This is a genomic window from Microbispora sp. NPDC088329, assembly GCF_040685655.1.
Taxonomy (GTDB): domain Bacteria; phylum Actinomycetota; class Actinomycetes; order Streptosporangiales; family Streptosporangiaceae; genus Microbispora.
Map to the genome: position 1 here is coordinate 360,126 of NZ_JBFBIP010000001.1, position 18,270 is coordinate 378,395.

General features: G+C 72.5%; 17 protein-coding genes and 1 pseudogene. 11 read left to right on the forward strand and 7 right to left on the reverse strand.

Going from position 1 to position 18,270, the window contains the following annotated elements:
- The first annotated feature begins 188 nt into the window (after positions 1 to 188).
- Positions 189 to 4,613: an HAD-IC family P-type ATPase gene (locus AB0O28_RS01745; RefSeq protein WP_363635170.1), complete on the forward strand. Its 4,425-nt coding sequence runs from the start codon at positions 189 to 191 to the stop codon at positions 4,611 to 4,613.
- Positions 4,614 to 4,709: 96 nt separating this feature from the next.
- Here AB0O28_RS01745 and AB0O28_RS01750 read toward each other — a convergent pair whose 3' ends face one another.
- A complete protein-coding gene (locus AB0O28_RS01750) occupies positions 4,710 to 5,426 on the reverse strand; it encodes an SDR family oxidoreductase (RefSeq protein ID WP_363635172.1) in 717 nt (238 codons plus the stop codon).
- 86 nt (positions 5,427 to 5,512) lie between these two features.
- Between AB0O28_RS01750 and AB0O28_RS01755 the strand changes: the two genes are divergently transcribed.
- Positions 5,513 to 6,307 carry a helix-turn-helix transcriptional regulator gene (locus AB0O28_RS01755; protein WP_363635174.1) on the forward strand — a complete coding sequence of 265 codons (795 nt, stop codon included), beginning with the start codon at positions 5,513 to 5,515 and terminating at the stop codon, positions 6,305 to 6,307.
- Between the two features lie 68 nt (positions 6,308 to 6,375).
- On the opposite strand, the gene AB0O28_RS01760 is transcribed toward AB0O28_RS01755, so the two are convergent.
- The 3 genes from AB0O28_RS01760 to AB0O28_RS01770 all read right to left on the reverse strand — a co-directional run bounded on the left by AB0O28_RS01760 (position 6,376) and on the right by AB0O28_RS01770 (position 9,067).
- Entirely contained in the window at positions 6,376 to 6,897 is a 522-nt protein-coding gene (locus AB0O28_RS01760; RefSeq protein ID WP_363635176.1) for a hypothetical protein, read from the reverse strand.
- 235 nt (positions 6,898 to 7,132) lie between these two features.
- Entirely contained in the window at positions 7,133 to 8,563 is a 1,431-nt protein-coding gene (locus AB0O28_RS01765) for an aldehyde dehydrogenase family protein (RefSeq protein WP_363635178.1), read from the reverse strand.
- 105 nt (positions 8,564 to 8,668) lie between these two features.
- Positions 8,669 to 9,067, reverse strand: coding sequence for a MarR family transcriptional regulator (locus AB0O28_RS01770; protein ID WP_363635180.1), 399 nt, complete (start codon positions 9,065 to 9,067; stop codon positions 8,669 to 8,671).
- An 80-nt stretch (positions 9,068 to 9,147) separates the two neighbouring features.
- Between AB0O28_RS01770 and AB0O28_RS01775 the strand changes: the two are divergent.
- A pseudogene (locus AB0O28_RS01775) lies at positions 9,148 to 10,093 on the forward strand (FAD-dependent monooxygenase); the annotation flags it as partial.
- 281 nt (positions 10,094 to 10,374) lie between these two features.
- On the forward strand, positions 10,375 to 10,446 hold the full coding sequence (locus tag AB0O28_RS01780; RefSeq protein WP_363636139.1) for a hypothetical protein: 72 nt from the start codon (positions 10,375 to 10,377) through the stop codon (positions 10,444 to 10,446).
- A 45-nt stretch (positions 10,447 to 10,491) separates the two neighbouring features.
- On the opposite strand, the gene AB0O28_RS01785 is transcribed toward AB0O28_RS01780, so the two are convergent.
- Positions 10,492 to 11,100 carry a cupin domain-containing protein gene (locus AB0O28_RS01785; protein WP_363636141.1) on the reverse strand — a complete coding sequence of 203 codons (609 nt, stop codon included), beginning with the start codon at positions 11,098 to 11,100 and terminating at the stop codon, positions 10,492 to 10,494.
- 213 nt (positions 11,101 to 11,313) lie between these two features.
- Between AB0O28_RS01785 and AB0O28_RS01790 the strand changes: the two genes are divergently transcribed.
- Positions 11,314 to 12,402: a L,D-transpeptidase gene (locus AB0O28_RS01790; RefSeq protein WP_363635182.1), complete on the forward strand. Its 1,089-nt coding sequence runs from the start codon at positions 11,314 to 11,316 to the stop codon at positions 12,400 to 12,402.
- 94 nt (positions 12,403 to 12,496) lie between these two features.
- Here AB0O28_RS01790 and AB0O28_RS01795 read toward each other — a convergent pair whose 3' ends face one another.
- Positions 12,497 to 12,985, reverse strand: a complete 489-nt coding sequence (locus AB0O28_RS01795; protein ID WP_363635184.1) for a DUF5946 family protein — start codon at positions 12,983 to 12,985, stop codon at positions 12,497 to 12,499.
- Positions 12,986 to 13,124: 139 nt separating this feature from the next.
- Here AB0O28_RS01795 and AB0O28_RS01800 point away from each other — a divergent pair, with 139 nt between their 5' ends.
- From AB0O28_RS01800 to AB0O28_RS01810, 3 genes are all read left to right on the forward strand, one after another.
- Positions 13,125 to 13,610: an SRPBCC domain-containing protein gene (locus tag AB0O28_RS01800; protein WP_363635186.1), complete on the forward strand. Its 486-nt coding sequence runs from the start codon at positions 13,125 to 13,127 to the stop codon at positions 13,608 to 13,610.
- A 453-nt stretch (positions 13,611 to 14,063) separates the two neighbouring features.
- Positions 14,064 to 14,903, forward strand: coding sequence for a CDP-alcohol phosphatidyltransferase family protein (locus AB0O28_RS01805; protein ID WP_363635188.1), 840 nt, complete (start codon positions 14,064 to 14,066; stop codon positions 14,901 to 14,903).
- A 53-nt stretch (positions 14,904 to 14,956) separates the two neighbouring features.
- Positions 14,957 to 15,403 (forward strand): hypothetical protein, encoded by a 447-nt coding sequence (locus tag AB0O28_RS01810; protein WP_363635190.1) that lies wholly within the window; start codon positions 14,957 to 14,959, stop codon positions 15,401 to 15,403.
- Between the two features lie 55 nt (positions 15,404 to 15,458).
- Here the strand turns inward: AB0O28_RS01810 and AB0O28_RS01815 are convergent, their stop codons facing one another.
- Positions 15,459 to 15,800, reverse strand: a complete 342-nt coding sequence (locus AB0O28_RS01815; RefSeq protein WP_363635192.1) for a helix-turn-helix domain-containing protein — start codon at positions 15,798 to 15,800, stop codon at positions 15,459 to 15,461.
- A gap of 97 nt (positions 15,801 to 15,897) precedes the next feature.
- Here AB0O28_RS01815 and AB0O28_RS01820 point away from each other — a divergent pair, with 97 nt between their 5' ends.
- From AB0O28_RS01820 to AB0O28_RS01830, 3 genes are all read left to right on the forward strand, one after another.
- Positions 15,898 to 16,776, forward strand: a complete 879-nt coding sequence (locus AB0O28_RS01820) for an NAD(P)-binding domain-containing protein (protein ID WP_363635194.1) — start codon at positions 15,898 to 15,900, stop codon at positions 16,774 to 16,776.
- Between the two features lie 67 nt (positions 16,777 to 16,843).
- On the forward strand, positions 16,844 to 17,326 hold the full coding sequence (locus AB0O28_RS01825) for a DUF1992 domain-containing protein (protein ID WP_363635196.1): 483 nt from the start codon (positions 16,844 to 16,846) through the stop codon (positions 17,324 to 17,326).
- Between the two features lie 229 nt (positions 17,327 to 17,555).
- Positions 17,556 to 18,206: a DUF6461 domain-containing protein gene (locus AB0O28_RS01830; RefSeq protein ID WP_363635198.1), complete on the forward strand. Its 651-nt coding sequence runs from the start codon at positions 17,556 to 17,558 to the stop codon at positions 18,204 to 18,206.
- Positions 18,207 to 18,270 lie beyond the last annotated feature (64 nt).

An 18,270-nucleotide genomic window follows, 5' to 3' on the forward strand; every position in this document is an offset into this window, starting at 1 on the left:
GATGAGCCATTTCCGGGCACTCCGGCAGCCCGCCGCCGAAGGCGGCCATCCGCCGACGTGGCGCAGCCGCCGCCGCGCGTTCGCGCGGCGGTGACGAGGCGACCTGGCCGGACCGGTTGACACACCGGCACGGCCGCCCGCTCCGGCCCGGACTCCCGCGTCCGGGCTCCCGTCCGCTGGAGAGCCGAATGTTCCTTAACCAGGTGCTCACGACGTCCGCGGCCCTGCTGCGCGGCGTGCTGCCCGAACCGCTCCGGGATCTGTTCCCGAGCCCTCGCGAGGTGCGCCGTTGCCCGGGCGGCCTGCGCGTCGACCTGCGGGGGATCGGCCGGCCCGGCTCCGAGGACGCGGCCGGGCGGCTGGAGGAGCGGCTGCGGGCCGTCCCCGGCGTGGAGCGTGCGGAGGTCAACGGCCGCATCGGCGCCGTCTTCGTCGCCTGCGATCCCGAGCGGACCGACCAGGACCGGTTGCTGGCCGTCGTCACCGAACTCGACGAGCAGGAGGAGCACGCCCACGAGAGCCCCGTCCATCTCGTGGAGGAGCACCTGCGGGCGACCGTGCGGCTGACGGCCGGTGTCGCCGGAATCGGGCTGATATTCCTGGGCAAGGCGATCCGGGCCCCTCAGCTGCCGGCGGCCGTGCCCGCGTTGCTGCACCTGGCCGACGCCACGCCCGCCATCCGCGAGCAGCTCGACCGCCGGCTGGGGCGCCGTCCCACCGACGCCCTGTTCACCACCGCCGGCCTCGTCACCCAGACGCTCACGCTCCGTCCCACGGCGCTGTTCGTGCAGGCCGTCGCCAACGTGGGCCGCTACATCGAGACCAGGGCCAGCCGGTACGCCTGGGAGAGACTGGAGGAACGGCTGGCCACGCGTCCGGGTGCCTACCACCACATCAGGGCCGAGAGCCGGCGACGGCCGGTTCCTCTGCCGCACGGCCCGATCGAGCGGTACGCCGACCTGGTCGCCCCGCTCAGCGCCGCCGCCTACGCGGTGACCCGGGTGTTCACGCGGGGCGAACGGGCCGTGGCCATCCTCGTGTCCACCACCCCGAGGGTCGCCGACCTCAGCCGGGACGCGTTCGCGGGCGCGATCAGCCGCGCGCTCGGAAAACACGACACGGTCGTCTTCGACGCCGAATGCCTGCGTGCGATGGACCGCGTCGACACGATCGTCCTGCACGCCGACGCTCTGACGACCGGCTCGTGGACGATCGACCGCGTCGAGCCGCTGCTGGCGGGACAGGACACCGACGAGCTGTACTCCCGGCTCTACTCCCTCATCGACTTCTCCGACCCCGGCGGCGCCCGGACCGCGGACGGCTGGTCGGTCCGGCCGCTGCCGGACCCGGAAGACCTGCTCGCCGACGCCGCCGTCTGGCGGTCGCGCGGGCTGCGAGCGGTGGAGGTGTCCAGGGGCGGCACCCGGGTCGCCGTCGCCGGTCTCACCCAGGAGATCGACGCCCTGGCCGTGCCCATCGTCGGCGCGGCCAAGGCGGCAGGCACCGTCCTGCTCGCGGGTGGCGACGAGGGCGGCTACGAGGGCTTGGCGCAGCGCCTCGCCATCGGCCGTACGCTGCCGGGCGGCGCCGAGCTCGGCCGGCACGTGCACGACCTGCAGGAGCGAGGCCACTGCGTGGTCGTCGTGTCGCGGGGCGCCTGGCAGTCGCTCGCCCAGGCCGACATCGGCGTCGGGGTGATCGATCCCGCGGCCGTCGAGCCCGGATGCGTCGTGCCATGGGACGCCGACATCGCCGGCGAGCTGCACGGCGCGCACCTGCTCCTGCGCTGCCTGCCCCGGGCGCGCGCCAACAGCGGGAACGCCGTACGGCTCGGCGCGGCCGGCGCGGTCGTCGGCACCCTGCTGGCCGTCGCGGGCCCGGCCTCCACCGCCCTGCGCCGGGCGCAACTCGCCGGCGCCGTCGTCTCGCTGGCCGCCATCGTGCTGGGCGAGTGGAACGGGCAGAGCGCCGGGCGCATCCCCACCCCGCCGCGCGCCGACACCACCCCGTGGCACGCCATGTCGGCCGAAGAGGTGCTCGCCCGGCTCCGTTCCTCCCCCGACGGCATCGGCGAACAGGAGGCGGGCAGGCGCCGTACGGAGGCCGCGCCCGAAGCGGCGGAAGGACCGCACTCGCTGGCCCGTGCCACCGTGGAGGAGCTGGCCAATCCGCTCACGCCCGCCCTCGCCACCGGCGCGGGCATATCCGCCCTCGTCGGCTCGGCCCTCGACGCCGTGCTGATCAGCGGCGTCATGGTCATCAACGCGTTCCTCGGCGGCGTGCAGCGGTTCAAGGCCGACCGGGCGCTGCATCGCCTGACCGAGTCGACCGAGGTCCTCGTACGGCTGCACCGGCCCGAGGGAGTCGTCGAGACGACCAAGGACGAGCTCGCGCCCGGCGACGTCATCGAGCTGCGCGCCGGAGACGCCGTGCCCGCCGACGCCCGCGTCATCAAGGCCGTGGGGCTGGAGGTGGACGAGTCCACGCTGACCGGCGAGTCGCAGCTCGTGGCCAAGACCGCCGCGCCGACCGTGGCGGCGGCCATCGCGGACCGCAGCTCGATGGTCTACCAGGGCACGTCGATCGCGGCGGGCAGCGGGCGTGCGGTTGTCGTCGCGACCGGCGGCATGACCGAGTCGGGGCGCAGCGCCAGGCTGGCTGGCGAGCCGAGCCCGCCCACGGGCGTGGAGCTGCGCCTGCGTGAGCTGAGCCGCCGCATCCTGCCGCTGTCGATCGCCTCCGGAGTGATGCTGCTCGTCACCGACCTCCTGCGCGGACGGCCGCTGGCCGCCGCGCTCACGCCCGCCGTCAGCCTGACGGTCGCCGCCGTGCCCGAGGGGCTTCCGTTCGTCGCCACCGTGGCGGAGCTGGCCGCGGCGCGGCGGCTGTCCAGGCGCGCCGCACTGGTGCGCAACCCCTCCACGATCGAGGCCCTGGGCCGGGTCAACGTGCTGTGTTTCGACAAGACGGGCACGCTGACCGAGGGCCGCATCAGCCTGCGTCACGTGTCGGACGGGCGGGCGGGCCGCCCGGTGGAGGAGATCGCCGAGGAGGCGGACACCACGCTGCGTCGCGTCCTCGCCGCGGCCGTGCGGGCCAGTCCCAAGTCCGGCGGTGGACGGGTGATCGCCCACCCGACCGACCGCGCCGTGCTGGACGGCGCGCACCGGCTGGGCGTCACGCCCCAGGAAGGGTTCGAACGCTGGGAGCGCGTGGACGAGATGCCCTTCGAGCCGGGCCGCGGCTATCACGCCGTGCTCGGCCGCACCGAGGACGGACACCTGCTCAGTGTGAAAGGCGCTCCCGAGATCGTGCTCGACCACTGCGTCACGGTGCACCGCGACACCGGGCCGGTCCCCTGCGACGAGGCCGTACGAACGGAGCTGGGGCGCGAGGTGGAGCGGCTGGCCAGGCAGGGCTACCGCGTGCTCGCGGTCGCGCAGCGGCCCGCCTCCGACCGGAGCGACCTCGACGAGTCACGCATCGAGGAGCTGTGCTTCCTCGGCTTCCTCGGCCTCGCCGACCCGGTCAGGTCCACCGCCGCGGAGAGCGTCAGGCGCCTCACCCGGGCCGGGGTGCGGATCGTCATGGTCACCGGCGACCACCCCAGCACCGCCGAGGCGATCGCGGTCGAGCTGGACGCGCTGAACGGCCAGCGCGTCATGACCGGCCCGGAGCTGGACGAGCTGGACGACGAGACGCTGACCAAGGTGCTGCCCGAGGTAGCGGTCTTCGCCAGGACCACCCCCGCGCACAAGGCCAGGATCGTCACGTGCCTGCGGCGGGCCGGGGAGGTCGTCGCCGTCACCGGAGACGGCGCCAACGACGCGCCCGCCATCCGCACCGCCGACGTGGGGATCGCCCTGGGGTCCCGCGCGACGCCCGCCGCGCGGGCCGCCGCCGACCTCGTCGTCACCGACGACCGCATCGAGACGATCGTGGACGCGATCGTCGAGGGCAGGGCGATGTGGACCTCGGTGCGCGACTCGCTGAGCATCCTTCTCGGCGGCAACGTCGGCGAGATCGCGTTCACCGTGGGAACCAACCTGCTGGCCGGCGGCAGCGCGCTCAACGCCCGGCAGCTGCTGCTGGTCAACCTCCTCACCGACATGGTGCCGGCCATGGCGGTCGCCGTACGGCCGCCCGCGTCGACCGATCCGGACAAGCTGCTCGCCGAGGGCCCCGAGGCGTCGCTCGGCGAGTCGTTGACCCGCGACATCTACCTGCGTGCGGCGGTCACGACGGCGGGGGCGACGGCCGCGTGGATCCTGGGGCGCATGACCGGAACCCGCACGCGGGCGAACACCATCGGCCTGGTCGCGCTCGTGTCCGCGCAGCTCCTGCAGACGCTCTCGGGCGGCGGCAGGGACAGGATCGTCGTGCTCGCGGCGCTGTCGTCCCTGGCCGTCCTGTGGCTCATCGTCACGGTGCCGGGGGTCAGCGCGGTCTTCGGCTGCCGGCCGCTCGGCCCGGCGGGCTGGGTGATCGGGCTGGGCAGCGCGGCCGCCGCCACGCTGGTGGGGATGCTCGTTCAGCGCCCGGTCAGGGAGGCGACGACCCGCGCCGAGGCCGAACGCCGCAGAGCCGCGGCCCACCTGCCCGTCCCGGCCTGACCGGATCGCATCGGCGTTCACCGCGCCGGCCGGCACGGCGCCCGCCCACCGCGGCCGGGCGCGCACCGGAGGAAGGCGCTCAGCGGGAGACGACGCTCACCAGGGGGCGGGGGTCCCGTCCCAGGAGAAGAAGCCGCCGGTGGGCCCGTCGTCCGGCAGGAGGGCCAGCCTGACGGCGCCCGCCGCGCCCTCGGCCGGATCTCCCCCGATGGCGGAGGCGCGCGGGGCGAGATCGGTCGCCCGCGCTCCCGGGGCCAGCGCGTTCACCTTGAACCCCTCGGCCGCGAGGGCCTGGGCGTAGAACAGCGTCAGCGCGTTGAGTGCCGTCTTGGAGGACCGGTACGCCGCGGCGGCGCCGGCCGACACGACGAAGTGATGCTCCGGGTCCGCGCTCCAGGTCAGGGATCCGGTGCCGCTGGAGACGTTCACGATGCGCGGCCGGGCCGAGCGGCGCAGCGCGGGCAGGAAGGCGTTGGTGACCGCGAGGACGCCGAAGAGGTTCGTCTCGAACGTACGGCGGAAGCCGTCGACGTCGGCCTCGGGTGCCGGGCGGCTGTCCACCAGGATGCCGGCGTTGTTGACCAGGATGTCCAGGCTCTCGACCCGCCGAGCGGCCGCGGCGACGCTTTCCGCGTCGGTGACGTCCAGCACCAGCGGCCGGGCGTCGCCGCCGATCTCCTCGACGGCCCTCCGTCCGCGGTCCTCGTCGCGTGAGCCGACGTAGACGGTCAGCCCTTCGGCGGCGAGCTGCCGGGCGATCTCCTTGCCGATGCCCTTGTTGGCGCCGGTGACCAGTGCTGTGGATAGGTTCATGACGTCGACGATTCCGTCGCGGCGGCGACCGATCCAGGGACAACCAATCCCTGGCAGGCAATCCCCGGCAGGGGAAGGAGGCACGCGTGGCACGGCAGGAACTGGCCCGTTTCCTGCGCGGCAGACGGGAGCGCCTGCGCCCGGCCGACGTGGGGTTGCCCGCCGACGAGCGCCGCCGGACCCCCGGCCTGCGCCGGGAGGAGGTCGCCGACCTGGCCCACATGTCGGTGGACTACTACACCCGCCTCGAACAGGCCCGGGGGCCGCGTCCCTCGCCCCGGATCCTCGACGCTCTCGCGGACGCGCTCCGGCTGACGCCGGCCGAGCGGATCCACCTGTTCCAGCTCGCCGGCACCGGCCCGACGCCGCCCGCCGGCCCGGTGCGCCGCGTCCGCCCGCACGTGGCGGGCCTGCTGCACCGCATCCCCGGCACGGCGGCCATCGTGACCGACGCCGCCTACGACGTCGTCGCCTGGAACCCGCTCGCGCACGCTCTGCTCGGCGACCTCGGCACGGAGCCGAACCTGGCCCGCCGGCGCTTCCTCGGCCGCCACTACGAGAGTTCGAGCGCCGAACAGTTCGGCCACATCGTGGTGTCCCGGCTGCGCCGCGCCGCGCACCGTTATCCCCGCGACGAGGCGCTCGGCCGGCTGCTCGCGGACCTGCGCGCGGGCAGCGAGGAGTTCACGCGGATATGGGATGCCGATCCGGTGCACGACCCCGGTCACCGCACCAAGGTCGTCGACCATCCGCGGGCGGGGCGGCTGCACCTGAACTGCGACGTGCTCGCCATCCCCGGCGACGACCAGCAGGTGGTGTTCGTCACCGCGGACCCCGGCACCCCGTCCGAGCGGGCCCTGCGCCACCTGCTCGCCACGTGAGCGAGACGGCCGGTCCCGTCAGACCCGGCGGATGACGGAAAGACGCCGGCGACGGGTCCCCGGCGCCGTCAGCGGTGGCGGCGGTGGGCCTTGCCGCCGTGGCGGTGCTTGTTCCCCCAACCCCGGACAGCGTGGTGCTGCCGCGCCGCGTGGCCGTGGAACTTGTGGGCACGCGGATGGTGGGCGAGCGGCTTGTCCGTCACCTTGAACTTCTGGAATCCGAAGTCGGGCAGCGTGATCGGCTTGGAGGGGTCGTCCGAGATCGGGACGACCACCACGTCGTGGCGCACGCCGTCCTTGCCCTTCAGGTGGTAGACGGCCTGCTTCGGTTCGCTGGGCGGTGCCATGACGGCAGCGGGCCGCGCGGCGACCGGCATGGCCACCGGCGCGTACCCCGAGCCGTAGCCGGGGGCGTAGTCGGGGCCGGTGGGGCCGTAGCCGGGGTTGCCGACCACTGTGTCGGGCGGCGCGGCCGCGAGCGGCGCCGCGCCGCCCGCGGACGTGCCGGCGGACGGCGCGGGGTCGGCGGACACGGCCGGTCCGGCGATCAGGGTCGCGGCGAGGGCGGCGGCGGCCGAGTAGATGATCATGAGTCTCCCCCGAGGTCACGGATCGTATGAGGAAGACGGTAGGCAGGGCGTCACCGCCGATCACGCGGGCCGCGTCCAATGTCAGGTCAAAGCTGAAAACTTGCCCATCATGATCATCGGCCGGCCCGTCCGCCGGCCCGCCACCCGTCCGCCCGAACGTCCGGCAGAGCCGCACGCCACCCCGTGGGTCTCAGCAGAGCAGCGGGCTCAACGCAGGAAACTCAACGCAGGAGGCTCAGCGCAGCGGGCTCAGGTGGACGACCTTGGTGTGGGTCATCTCGTCGAGCAGTTCAGGGCCGTACCCGAAGCCGTGCCCGCTGGCGCGCAGCGGCTGGGCCGCGCCTCCCGGGGCTCCGCCGAAGACGGCGTTGATCTTCACCGTGCCCACCGGCAGCTCGCGCCAGGCGCGCTGGGCGTTGGCCATCGACGGGGTGAGGACGGTGGCCGCCAGGCCGTACCGCGACTCGCGGGCCAGCTCCAGCGCCTCGTCGAACGACTCGACCACCCGCACCGCCGCGACCGGCCCGAACGTCTCCTCGCGCATGACGTCCATGTTCTCCGTGCAGTCGGCCAGGACGGTCGGCGGGTAGAAGGCCCCCGGCCCCTCGGGCACGTACCCGCCGGTCAGCAGCCGTGCGCCCGCCTCGATCGCGCCGCGTACGTGCCGGTCCACGACGTCGCGCTGGGCCCGGTCGACGAGCGGCCCCAGCGTGGTCTCCTCGTTCGTGCCGGGCCCCACGCGCAGCTCCTCGGCCCGCTGCACGAGCGCGGCGAGGAACTCCTCGGCGACGTCGCGGTGCACGTAGACGCGCTCGGTGGAGGTGCAGATCTGCCCGGCGTTGGCGAAGCATCCGGTCGCCGCCTGTCCCGCGGCCCACTTCACGTCCACGCCCGCGTCGACGATGAGCGGGTCCTTGCCGCCGTTCTCCAGCAGGGTCTTCGCGCCGGTGCGCGCGGCCACGGCGGCGATGGCCCGGCCCGCGGCGGTCGAGCCGACGTGCGCGACGAGGTCGACACCCGGGTGCGCGGCCAGGGCCTCACCCGGATGCCTGTCCCCCGGCACCATGGTCAGCACGCCCGGCGGCAGCTCCGCCGCCATCAGCTCGGCGAGCAGCGCCCCGGTGTGCGGCGTACGCTCCGACGGCTTGTGCACGACCGTGTTGCCGGTCACCACGGCCGCGCCGGCGAGCCCGCAGGCGATGGCCACCGGGTCGTTCCAGGGGGTGATCAACGCGACGACACCGCGCGGCTCGTGCACCATGAGGTCGGTGGCGTCCCAGCCGCCCTGCAGGCTCCGGCCACGGTGCAGCGGTCCCAGCTCGGCGTACTGCCGCAGCGTGCCGATCCCCGCCGCCACGCCGCCACGGCTGTCGCCGATCGGCTTGCCCATCTCCCTCGTCACCAGCTCGGCCAGCTCGTCCGCGCGGGCCTCGATCCGGTCGGCCATGCGGTGCAGGCACGCGGCCCGCTCGGCGGGAGCCGTACGGGCCCAGCCGGGCTGGGCGCGGCGGGCCGAGCCGACCGCGCGCTCCACGTCCTCCGCGCACCCGGCGGGGAAGTCGCCCACCGGCTCCCCCGTGGCCGGGTCGGAGATCGTACGGTCTCGCTCGCTCGCGCTCGCCGTCCACTCGCCGTCGGTCAGCACCCAGCGATCCCTGTCCCGCACCCCGGTTCTCCTCCCGCGACTCGCACAGCTGGGATCGCTCTACCCTCCGGCGCGTACGGATATCACCCGGCTTCTTCACTTTCCGTATGCGACGACCGACAGCGGTCAGCGCCGCGGGCGGCCGGTCAGCGCGGCGGTCACCTCGTGCGCCCGCTCGTTCAGCCGGGCGACGAACTCGATGAGCAGGGCGAGCTGCTCGTCGTCGTAGTCGGCGGCGATGGCCCGGAACTCCGACTCGACCAGGGCGAAGATCTCCTCCAGCGCCGTCTCGTGCCGTCCCGTCGAGCGGATCAGCACCTTGCGGCGGTCGAGGCCGTCCCGTCGGCGCTCGACGAAGCCCCCGCGTTCGAGCCGGTCGATCAGAGACGTGACGGCCGACGTGCTCAGGCCGGTGAGCTCGGCCAGCCGCCCCGCGGTCAGCTCCGGCTCGTGGCGGGCCAGGTCGAGGCACTTCAAGTCGGTCGGCCCGAGCCCGAACCGGTCGGCGATGGCCTGATGCAGCACGACCCCGCGGCCGGCGTTCTCGCGCGGAATCCGTACCCGTCCTCGTCGCCGGAGCCGGCCTGGCCGGGCTGTCCACCGCGATGTTCCTCGGCCTCCACGGGGTTCCCGCCCTCGTGGTGGAACGTCACGCGGGCCTGTCCGTCCAGCCCAAGGCCCGGGGGCAGATGCCCGCCACCATGGAGGCTCTCGCCACGGCCGGGGTGGCCGAGCGGTTCGCCGCGGCGGCGCCGCCCGGGAAGAACCTGGGCGTCATCGTCATCGCCGAGAGCGTCACCGGCACCGTGCTGCACGATTTCGTCGAGGCCGCGCCGGACTTCTCTCGCTTGTCCCCGATACCGATGGCCGCGACCAGCCAGGAGCGCGCCGAGCATCCTCGCCGACAGGGCCGCCGAGCTCGGGGCCGAGATCAGGTTCTCCACCGCCCTGGAGTCCTTCCGGCAGGACGGCGACGAGGTCGTCGCGTCGCTCCTGGACACCGCGACCGGGCGGCGGCGGACCGTGACCTCCCGCTACCTCGTCGCCGCGGACGGCCGCAAGGGCACGATCAGGGACGCCGCCGGGATCACCGTGCACGGGCGGACCTCGTCCCGGACCAGCCGATCGGTCTTCCTCCAGTTCGAGGCGGACCTCGACGCGTCGCGCAAGGACGCCGCGTTCGCCCTGTTCTACGTGCAGAATCCCGCGCTGCCCGGCGGGTCGGCGACCGTGGTGACGACCGACCACCCCGGCCGCTACATCTTCAACTCCGTCTTCGCCGTGGGCGAGGAGCCCGGCCAGGACCGGCTCGCCGACATGATCCGCATCGCCTGCGGGGTGCCCGATCTCGACCTACGGATCGTGGGCACCGCCTGGTCGTCCTCCGACAGGTACGTCACCCGGGTGGCCGACACCTTCCAGTCCGGACGGGTCGTCCTCGCGGGGGACGCCGCGCACCTCATGACGCCGAGCGGCGGCCAGGGCGGCGACTCCGCCGTGATGGACGGAAACCACCTCGCCTGGAGAATCGCGTACACGCTGTCGGGCGTGGCGGGCCCCGGCCTGGTCGCCTCCTATGACGCGGAACGCCGGCCGTACGCCGACGTCCTGGCCGAGCAGCAGTACGCGAACATGGTCCAGCGCCACGCTCCTCACCTGCGCGACGACAGCGTGGCCGAGATCATGGATCCCGCGGTGGGACTGTTCGGATACCTCTGCCCCTCGGGCGCGTTCGTCGCCGAACCGGGCGACGGGGACGCGCTCTTCGAGGACCCAGCCTCGCCGTCGGGACGCCCGGGGAGCCGGGCCTGCTCGTACGGCCCGACGGAATCATCGCCTGGCGTTCGTCCGGCCACGCGGACTCCCGGGAGCTGGAGAACGCGCTCCGCACAGTCCTCGGGTGAGCGCCCCGCCGTCCGTACGAAGCCGCCGCGGATCCGGCGAGCGGCTCAGAGGGCGGTGAAGTCGGCGAAGTCGAAGCCGGGGGACACGACGCAGCTCACCAGCACACCCTCCGTCCCGGCCGGACGGGCCGCCTGCCAGGTGCCCGCCGGCACCACCGCCTGAGGGACCTGCCCGTGCTCCACATCCGGGCCCAGGACGATCACGTCCTTGCGGCCGGGGCGCTCACCCGCGCCGCCGAGCACCAGCGTCAGCGGGCCGCCCCGATGCCACAGCCACACCTCGTCGGACCGTACGGCATGCCACACCGATTCCTCGCCCGGCTGCAGCAGGAAGTAGATGCCCGTCGCCGTCGCCCGCTTGCCGTCGTAACCGGGTGGCTCGACGGAGACCGGCGCCCGCCACGTCTCGCGATACCACCCGCCCTCGGGGTGCGGCAGCAGGCCGAGCGCTTCGGCGATCGGGGGACGCGCCTGGACCGCCACGAACGCCCCGGTGACGTCCCGGCGCAGGAAGCGGAGCGGCGCGCACGGGTCGTCCTCGTCCACCGCCACGACGGCGTCCGTACCCGGGAAGGCCGCGGTGGCGAGCCGCAACGCCTCCTCCTCGTCGCGGGCGGACAGCCCGGGGCCGCCGGGGTGGGCGGCCAGCGTCATCAGCAGCACGCGGCCGATCGTACGGCAGGGCGGCGCGGCGGGCCCGCGGGCCGGGTGGCCGGCCACGGGCGCCTCGACGGGAGCGCGTGCGGCGACGGCACCGCCCCGACCAGTGTTACTTGATCGTTACGGAATCAGCCGCACAAAACGGTGGTTTCACACGTTCCAAGTCAGTGCAAATCACTGCGATATACCCCCTATGAGGAGTAGACCGTGAATACCCTCCGGCGGGCGGCCCACGTCACACTCACCGTCGCCGCCATCGCCGTCGCTACGGCCTGCTCGGCGGGAGGCACACCCACCCCCGCCGCATCAGTCACTGGTGCGGCCGGTACGGCCACTCAGGCTCCGGCCACTCAGGCCCCGGGCGCCAAGACGGCGGCACTCGCCCCGCGCGCGGCGTCCAAGACGGCACGCAAGGCGGGAAAGCCGAAGCTCGGCATCGCCGACATCACGCCCATGGGCGAGAAGGTCGAGCGCGTCGGCGTCGGCTTCCCGATCATCGTCACCTTCGACCGGACCGTACGCAACCGGGCGGCCGCGGAAGCGGTGCTGCAGGTCCAGGCGGAAAAGCCGGTCGAGGGCGCCTGGCGATGGGTCTCCGACCGCAAGGTCGTCTATCGCACCAAGACCTACTGGAAGCCGCACCAGAAGGTCCTCTTCTCCGCGCACCTGAGCCAGATCCCCGGCAACGAGGCCGCGAAGGACGTCTCGCGCCGCTTCGCCGTCGGCACCGCCAACATCTCGGTGGTCGACACCAAGCGGCACGTGATGAAGGTCCGTCGTGACGGGAAGATCGCCAAGACCATCCCGATCAGCGCGGGCCGCGGCGGCCTGCCGCGGAACGGCGTCGACGTCTACCTCACGACCACCGGCGTGCACCTCGCGATGGGCAAGAAGCGGGTCGAGACGATGACCTCGTCCTGGCTCGGTGTCACCGACCCCAAGGACCCGCTCTACTACAAGCTGGAGATCCCCTGGGCGGTCCGGATCTCCGACAGCGGCGAGTACGTCCACCAGAGCGCGGGCGACTACCAGTTCCTGGGCAAGTCGAACCAGAGCCACGGATGCGTGCGCGCCACGCCCGCCGGGGCCAAGTGGTTCTACGGCATCAGCCAGCGCGGTGACGTCATCACGGTCACCGGCACCAAGCGCAAGCTCGACTGGCGCAACGGCTGGAGCTACTGGCAGCTGAGCTGGAACCAGTGGAAGCGCGGCAGCGCGCTGCCCGCCGGTGCCGCCTCGGCGACGCCCTCGCCCTCGGCCTCCCCGTCCGCCGACGAGGACGCCCTGCAGGGATAGATCGTCCGCTCTTCACGGCGCTCCCACCCCCGGTCCGTACGACCCGGGTGGGGGCGCCGCTTGCTTTCCGGCGCCTCTTTCGGCAGATCGGGCATCAGGCCGTGAGAGTCCTCCAGGACTCCACCGTCGCTTCGGCGATGGTGTGTATGCGCCGGCCGTAGGCCTGATGCCCGTCGGACACGAAACCGCCGTCCCCGCGCGGCAACCCGGAGAAGCCCGCGCGGAAGGGCCCGGGGGATCCGGGTCCCGGGAGCGGCGCGTAATCCGCGAGCGGCGCCATGTCGTAGCCCGATCGCACCCCGTGCTTGTTCCGCGCCACCTGATGCGCCTGCACACGGAGCAGCGCGTCGAGGCCCTTGTCGAGGTAGAGCTGCAGCAGGCGGAACTGCACGTCGAGGTACTTCTCATGGGCCCGGGCCGGGTGCTGCAGGAGGTACGCGCAGACCACGACCGCGTGCCACCGGTACATCTGGGGGTCGGCCTGCTCCTCGGCCAGGACCGCGTAGAAGTAGTCCGCGCATTCGCCCAGCGGACCGGCGGTGGCGCCGCAGTCGCACCGGCCCGTGGCGGAGCTGTCCGTCATGGCCCGCACCATAGGCGGCCGGCGACAGCCGTGTCGACGGAATTCCCTCGGGTCATGAGAGCACTGCTCTTGACATTCACCGCACACGGCAGAGAGCATCGCTCTCGATAGTGAGCACTACTCTCGCAGGGAGACGTCCATGTCGCTGCTCTACTCGGGTCCGTCCCTGACCGTCCTGCACGAGGAGTACGCCGCGCGGGGACGCGTCGACCCCGACGCCCAGCTGACCTCGTCGTCGCAACTGGTCGCGGACGTGCCCGTGGAGCGGGTCTGGGCGGTCATGGCCGACCTGCGGGCATGGCCGTCGTGGGCCTCCCGCATCCGGATCCTCGAACTCGGCGACGTACGGCCCGGCGCGTCCTTCCGGTGGCGCCTGAACGGCGTGCCCCTGCGGTCGCGGTTCGCCGTGGTCGAGCCCTGGCGGGAACTCACCTGGACGGGCACCTTCCTCGGCCGTTACCGAGCTGTGGACCGGCACGTCCTGGAACCGCTGGAGGGCGGGCGCACGAGGATCACCGTGGAGGAGTCGCTCGCCGGTCCGCTGCTGCCGCTCTTCTACCGGGAGCCCATGCTCCGGGCCAACCACGAGCGATGGCTCGCGGATCTCGCCCGCGCCGCCGCCTGAGCCCGCCCCACCCCGGCATCGGCCCGTGGAGCCGGTACGCCCGGACCGTCTCGCGAACTGAACGCACATATACCGAAAAAGTCGGAATTTGGCTTTTCGGATAATTCCATCGCCCCAGAGCGCCTGTGGAAAAAGTCGACGGGCGATGCCGGGCGATGCTTTGATGAGCAGTAGCGAAAGAAACGCCGGTCAAAGGGCAAACACATGCTTAAGATACTTCTTCAGCAAATGGCGGCGCTGCTCGACCCCGATGACGACCCGCATCTGGGCGACGACGCGCATGCCCTTGACCAGGATGACGACGCGGACGAAACGGAAGATCTGGACGACGACTTCTGACGTTTCCCCCCGAAATCCCTCCACAATTCAGGAAGTCCCCAAATGACGTTCACACTCCATGACGTACGTTCTCGGACATATAAGGCACGCGACGCCTGGTGGACCGTTTTCCTGGTGGACCCTCTGGCGGGCCGGCTGGTGGTGACGACGGCCAACCGCACGTCCATCACCCCGAACCAGATCACCTGGGGCGCCTTCGTGCTTGGCCTGGGCTCGGCCTGGTGCTTCATGCGGGCCGAGTGGCCGTGGCTCGTCGCCGGGGCCGCCCTCTACCACGTGAGCTTCGTCCTCGACTGCATGGATGGGAAGATCGCGCGGCTCAAGGGGTCGGGCACGGTCCTCGGCGGCTGGCTCGACTACGTCTTCGACCGGATCCGCGTGCTGGCCTGCACCGCCGCCCTGATGTGGGGGCAGTACCGCGCGACCGGGCAGGACGTCTATCCGGTCCTCGGAATCGGCGTGGTGTTCCTCGACATGCTGCGCTACGTCGACGCCCTGCAGATCGCGAAGGTCCGCCGTCAGATGCGCCGCGCGCTGCGGCACGCCTACGAGGAGTCGGCGGGCGGCGGCCCCGTCGCGCTGCCGGCGTCTTTGCTGCGCGAGGACCTCGACAACGACCCCGACGACGTCGGAATCCGCCTGACGGAGGCCGTGGACCTGCAGAGGGAGTTCCGCGACCGTTTCTCCTGGTACCCCGGTCTGCGTGAGTGGCTGCGCGAGCACCGGATCCGCACGCACCTGGTCAGCGGCATCGAATTCCAGATGGCGGTGTTCATCGTCGGCCCGCTGGTCGGCGCGGTCGTCCCGGTCACGATCGGCGCGGCCGCCCTGCTGCTCCTTTTCGAGGCCGCCATCATGTACAAGCTGGTGCTGTCGTCACGGGATCTCAGCCGGGCGCTGGCCGCGATCCGCACGTCCGCCGAGCCGTCCGTCTCGGGCACTCCCGCCGGTTGAGCGTCTTGTGTTCGCGCCGATAGAGGCGCCGCCGCGTGGGGTAGCGGTGGGACATGACCGAACGCGAGGAACCCGCCGGCCTGCCCGATCCCGGCCACCGCCGCCCCGAAGGGCTGGACGACGTCACCGTCGACGCGCTGGGCAGGCTCAGTAAGGCGCTGGAGACCATCCACCGGGTCAGAGGCCACCTGTACGCCTTCCACCAGCTCACCGGCACCGCGGACTTCGAACTGGACAACGCCGTACGGCTGCTGCGGCAGGCCGGGCACGACAAGTGGGCCGACCGGATCGAACGCGAGCTGATCGGCCGCAACGTCATCCAGGGCCGCTGGACCTTCCAGATCGTCGAGGAGTACGACGACGGTTACTACGCGACCTTCCAAGAGTTGGAACTCCAGGCTCGCAACGAGCTGGCCGGGGGGATCCGTCACCTCTACGAGGCCGAACTCAAACAGCAGCGGCGCACGCCTGGCCAGCCCGGCCACGAGACCACACCTTGAGGCCCGGGTGCCCGTCCGGCAGTCCACGAACGCTCGTCCGTGACGCCCCCGCCGGTCAATGACCGTCGCGTCCGCCGAGGAGGTGTTCGCGTCCCCACACGCCGAGCGGCGCCAGCGCATCGTTCAGCGTGACGCCGAGCGGGGTCAGCGAGTATTCGACGTGGGGCGGCACCTCGTCGTACACCTCGCGGTGCACGATGCCGTCGGCCTCCATCTCACGCAGGTGCGAGGCGAGCACCTTCTCGGTCACGCCCGGAAGCATCCTGCGCAGCTCGCCGAAACGGCATGCGCGTTCGTTCAGCGCCCAGAGGATCGAGCTCTTCCACTTGCCGCCGATCACCTCCATCGCCGCGTCGAGCCCACATCCGGCCGCTCCCGGGCGCCGCGCGGTCCGCATGCCCCACCCCCTCCTGGCTGCTCGCTCACCCCGAAGTAAGCACCCACTTCAAAGTGCGTACTTGATCGGCTCGAAGCTCGTGACCAGCCTAATCGGCATGACCCACAACACGGAGAAGTCCCCGCTGTCCCTTCTCGGGCTGGGCGCGATGGGCGGCGCGCTCGCCCGCGCCTGGCTCGCCGCCGGGCACCCGCTGACCGTATGGAACCGCACCGCCGGCCGGGCCGAGGCCCTCGCCCGCGAGGGCGCGCGCGTCGCCGCGACCGCCGCCGAGGCGGTGTCCGCGAGCGACCTGGTGATCGTCTGTCTGCTGGACCACGCCTCGATGGACGACGCCCTCGCCGGCGTCGACCTGTCCGGCAAGGACCTGGTCGACCTCACCACCGGCACTCCGGAGGAGGCCCGCGCCCGCGCCCGGTGGGCCGAGCAGCGCGGCGCCCGGTTCCTCGACGGCGGCGTCATGGCGGTCCCGCCCATGATCGGGGCGCCGGGCTCCGGGGCGTACGTCTTCTACAGCGGCTCCCGCGCGGTGTTCGAGGCCCACGCGGGCACGCTGGCCACACCCGCCGCCACCGTCTACACCGGCGAGGACCCCGGGCTCGCCGCCCTCCACGACGTGGCGCTGCTGAGCGCGATGACGGGCATGTTCGCGGGAGTGGCGCACGCCTTCGCGCTCGTCCGCGAGGAGATCCCCCCGAAGGGCTTCGCCGACCTCGTCGTGGACTGGCTGAGGGCGATGGCCCCGTACGCGTACGGCGTCGCCGACCATCTGGACAGCGGCGACTACACGAAGAACATCACGTCCAACCTCGCGATGATGGTCCGGGGCAACGCGACGCTGCTGCGCACGGCCGAGGAGCAGAAGGTCAGCCCCGAACTGCTCACGCCCTTCACGACCCTCATGGAGCGGCGGCTCGCCGACGGTCATGCCGATGAGGGCACCACGGGGGTGGTCGATCTGCTGCGGGTCCCCTGACCCGGGCCGCCCACGCCGGAAAGTTATCCTCACAGAAGGATGCCGACGACGTCGTGCGAGGTGAGCCGTGACCGAACGCAAACCCCTCGGTATGAGCTTCGAGTCGTGGATCGACCGGCAGATCCGCGAGGCCACCGAGCGCGGCGAGTTCGACGACCTGCCGGGCGCGGGCAAGCCCATCCCCGGTCAGGGCAAGCCGTACGACGAGATGTGGTGGATCAAGCAGAAGATGCGCGCGGAGAACCTGTCGTTCCCGCTGCCGGGGACACTGGCGCTGCGCAAGGACGCCGAGGAGGCGAGGGCGGAGGCGCTGGGCGCGCGGACCGAGGCCGAGGCGCGCAGGATCGTCGAGGAGATGAACGTCAGAATTCGCGACAGCCACCGCACGCCCCTGTCCGGCCCGCCCGTCGTGCAGCCGCTCATCGACGTGGACGAGGTGGCCGCCGAATGGCGGGCCCTGCATCCGGTGGCCGAGAGGAAGCCCGCTGCCGCGCCCGCTCCCGCCACGCGCCCGAAGCGCACTTTCCTCCGGTGGTTCGGGCGCCGCTGATCGCCGTCGTCCGGGACTGACGGTCGTCGGGCGAGGACCCTCCGATCGCCCGCGCCGTGACGACGCGGTGCATCAAGCAAGATCCAAGCCGATTGCAGGAGCGTGTCGCGATGCTCCTGATGTCGGCGGCGTCCCGCTGCCGTCGGACGGAAACGCGACGAACGGCCTCGGCTCCGGATTTTGTCGGCGGCGGCTGCCACGATGTCGCGAAACGACCATGGGAGCCCAGGTGCCTGATCCTCTCGCCCCATTCCGGTGGCTGGCGGCCCCGGCCGGAACCTCGCACAACCCGCTGGGCGACGTCTTCAGCGTGTCGTTCTTCCATGGTCTTGAGCCCGCCGATGTCGCGGCCCGTTTCGAGTCCGCCGGAGCACCGTCACGCTCGATGAGCTTCGCCGACCTCGAGGACGAGGTCACGCGGTTCCTCGAAGAGACCGACGGCGGCGACGGCGGCGGACACGTCGGCATCACCAGGATCGGCGAGTGGAGCGTGGCGCTCGAGCCGTGCGGCTGGCACACCGCGCTGGGCGAGAACCTCGCACGCCTCGCGCAGGGATGCGAGGCGGTGGCCGTCGGACGGCACGACTACGCCGAGCACGGCTTCCTGTACGCGGTGGACGGCGAGATCGTCACCGCGTTCACGCCGCACGCGTCGACCAACCGCTGGGGCAGCGACCCCGACCGGCTGAAGGAGCCGATGCGCAGGGTCCGGCTGCCGTTGACCGCCGCGACCGGCAAGGCGGTGTGGAACGCGCGGTGGGACGACGCGCTCCCGAGGGCGTTCGCGCTCGCCGCCACGATCACCGGGGTGACCCTGACCCCGGATTGCTTCGACGGGCCGCTGCTGGTCGCCTCCATCACCGAGTGGTGCCAGGTTTAGGGAAGTCGCGGAGGCTCGCCGCACGATCCTGCCGGAAGGCCGGGCGGCGGCGGCTTGTCGGGGG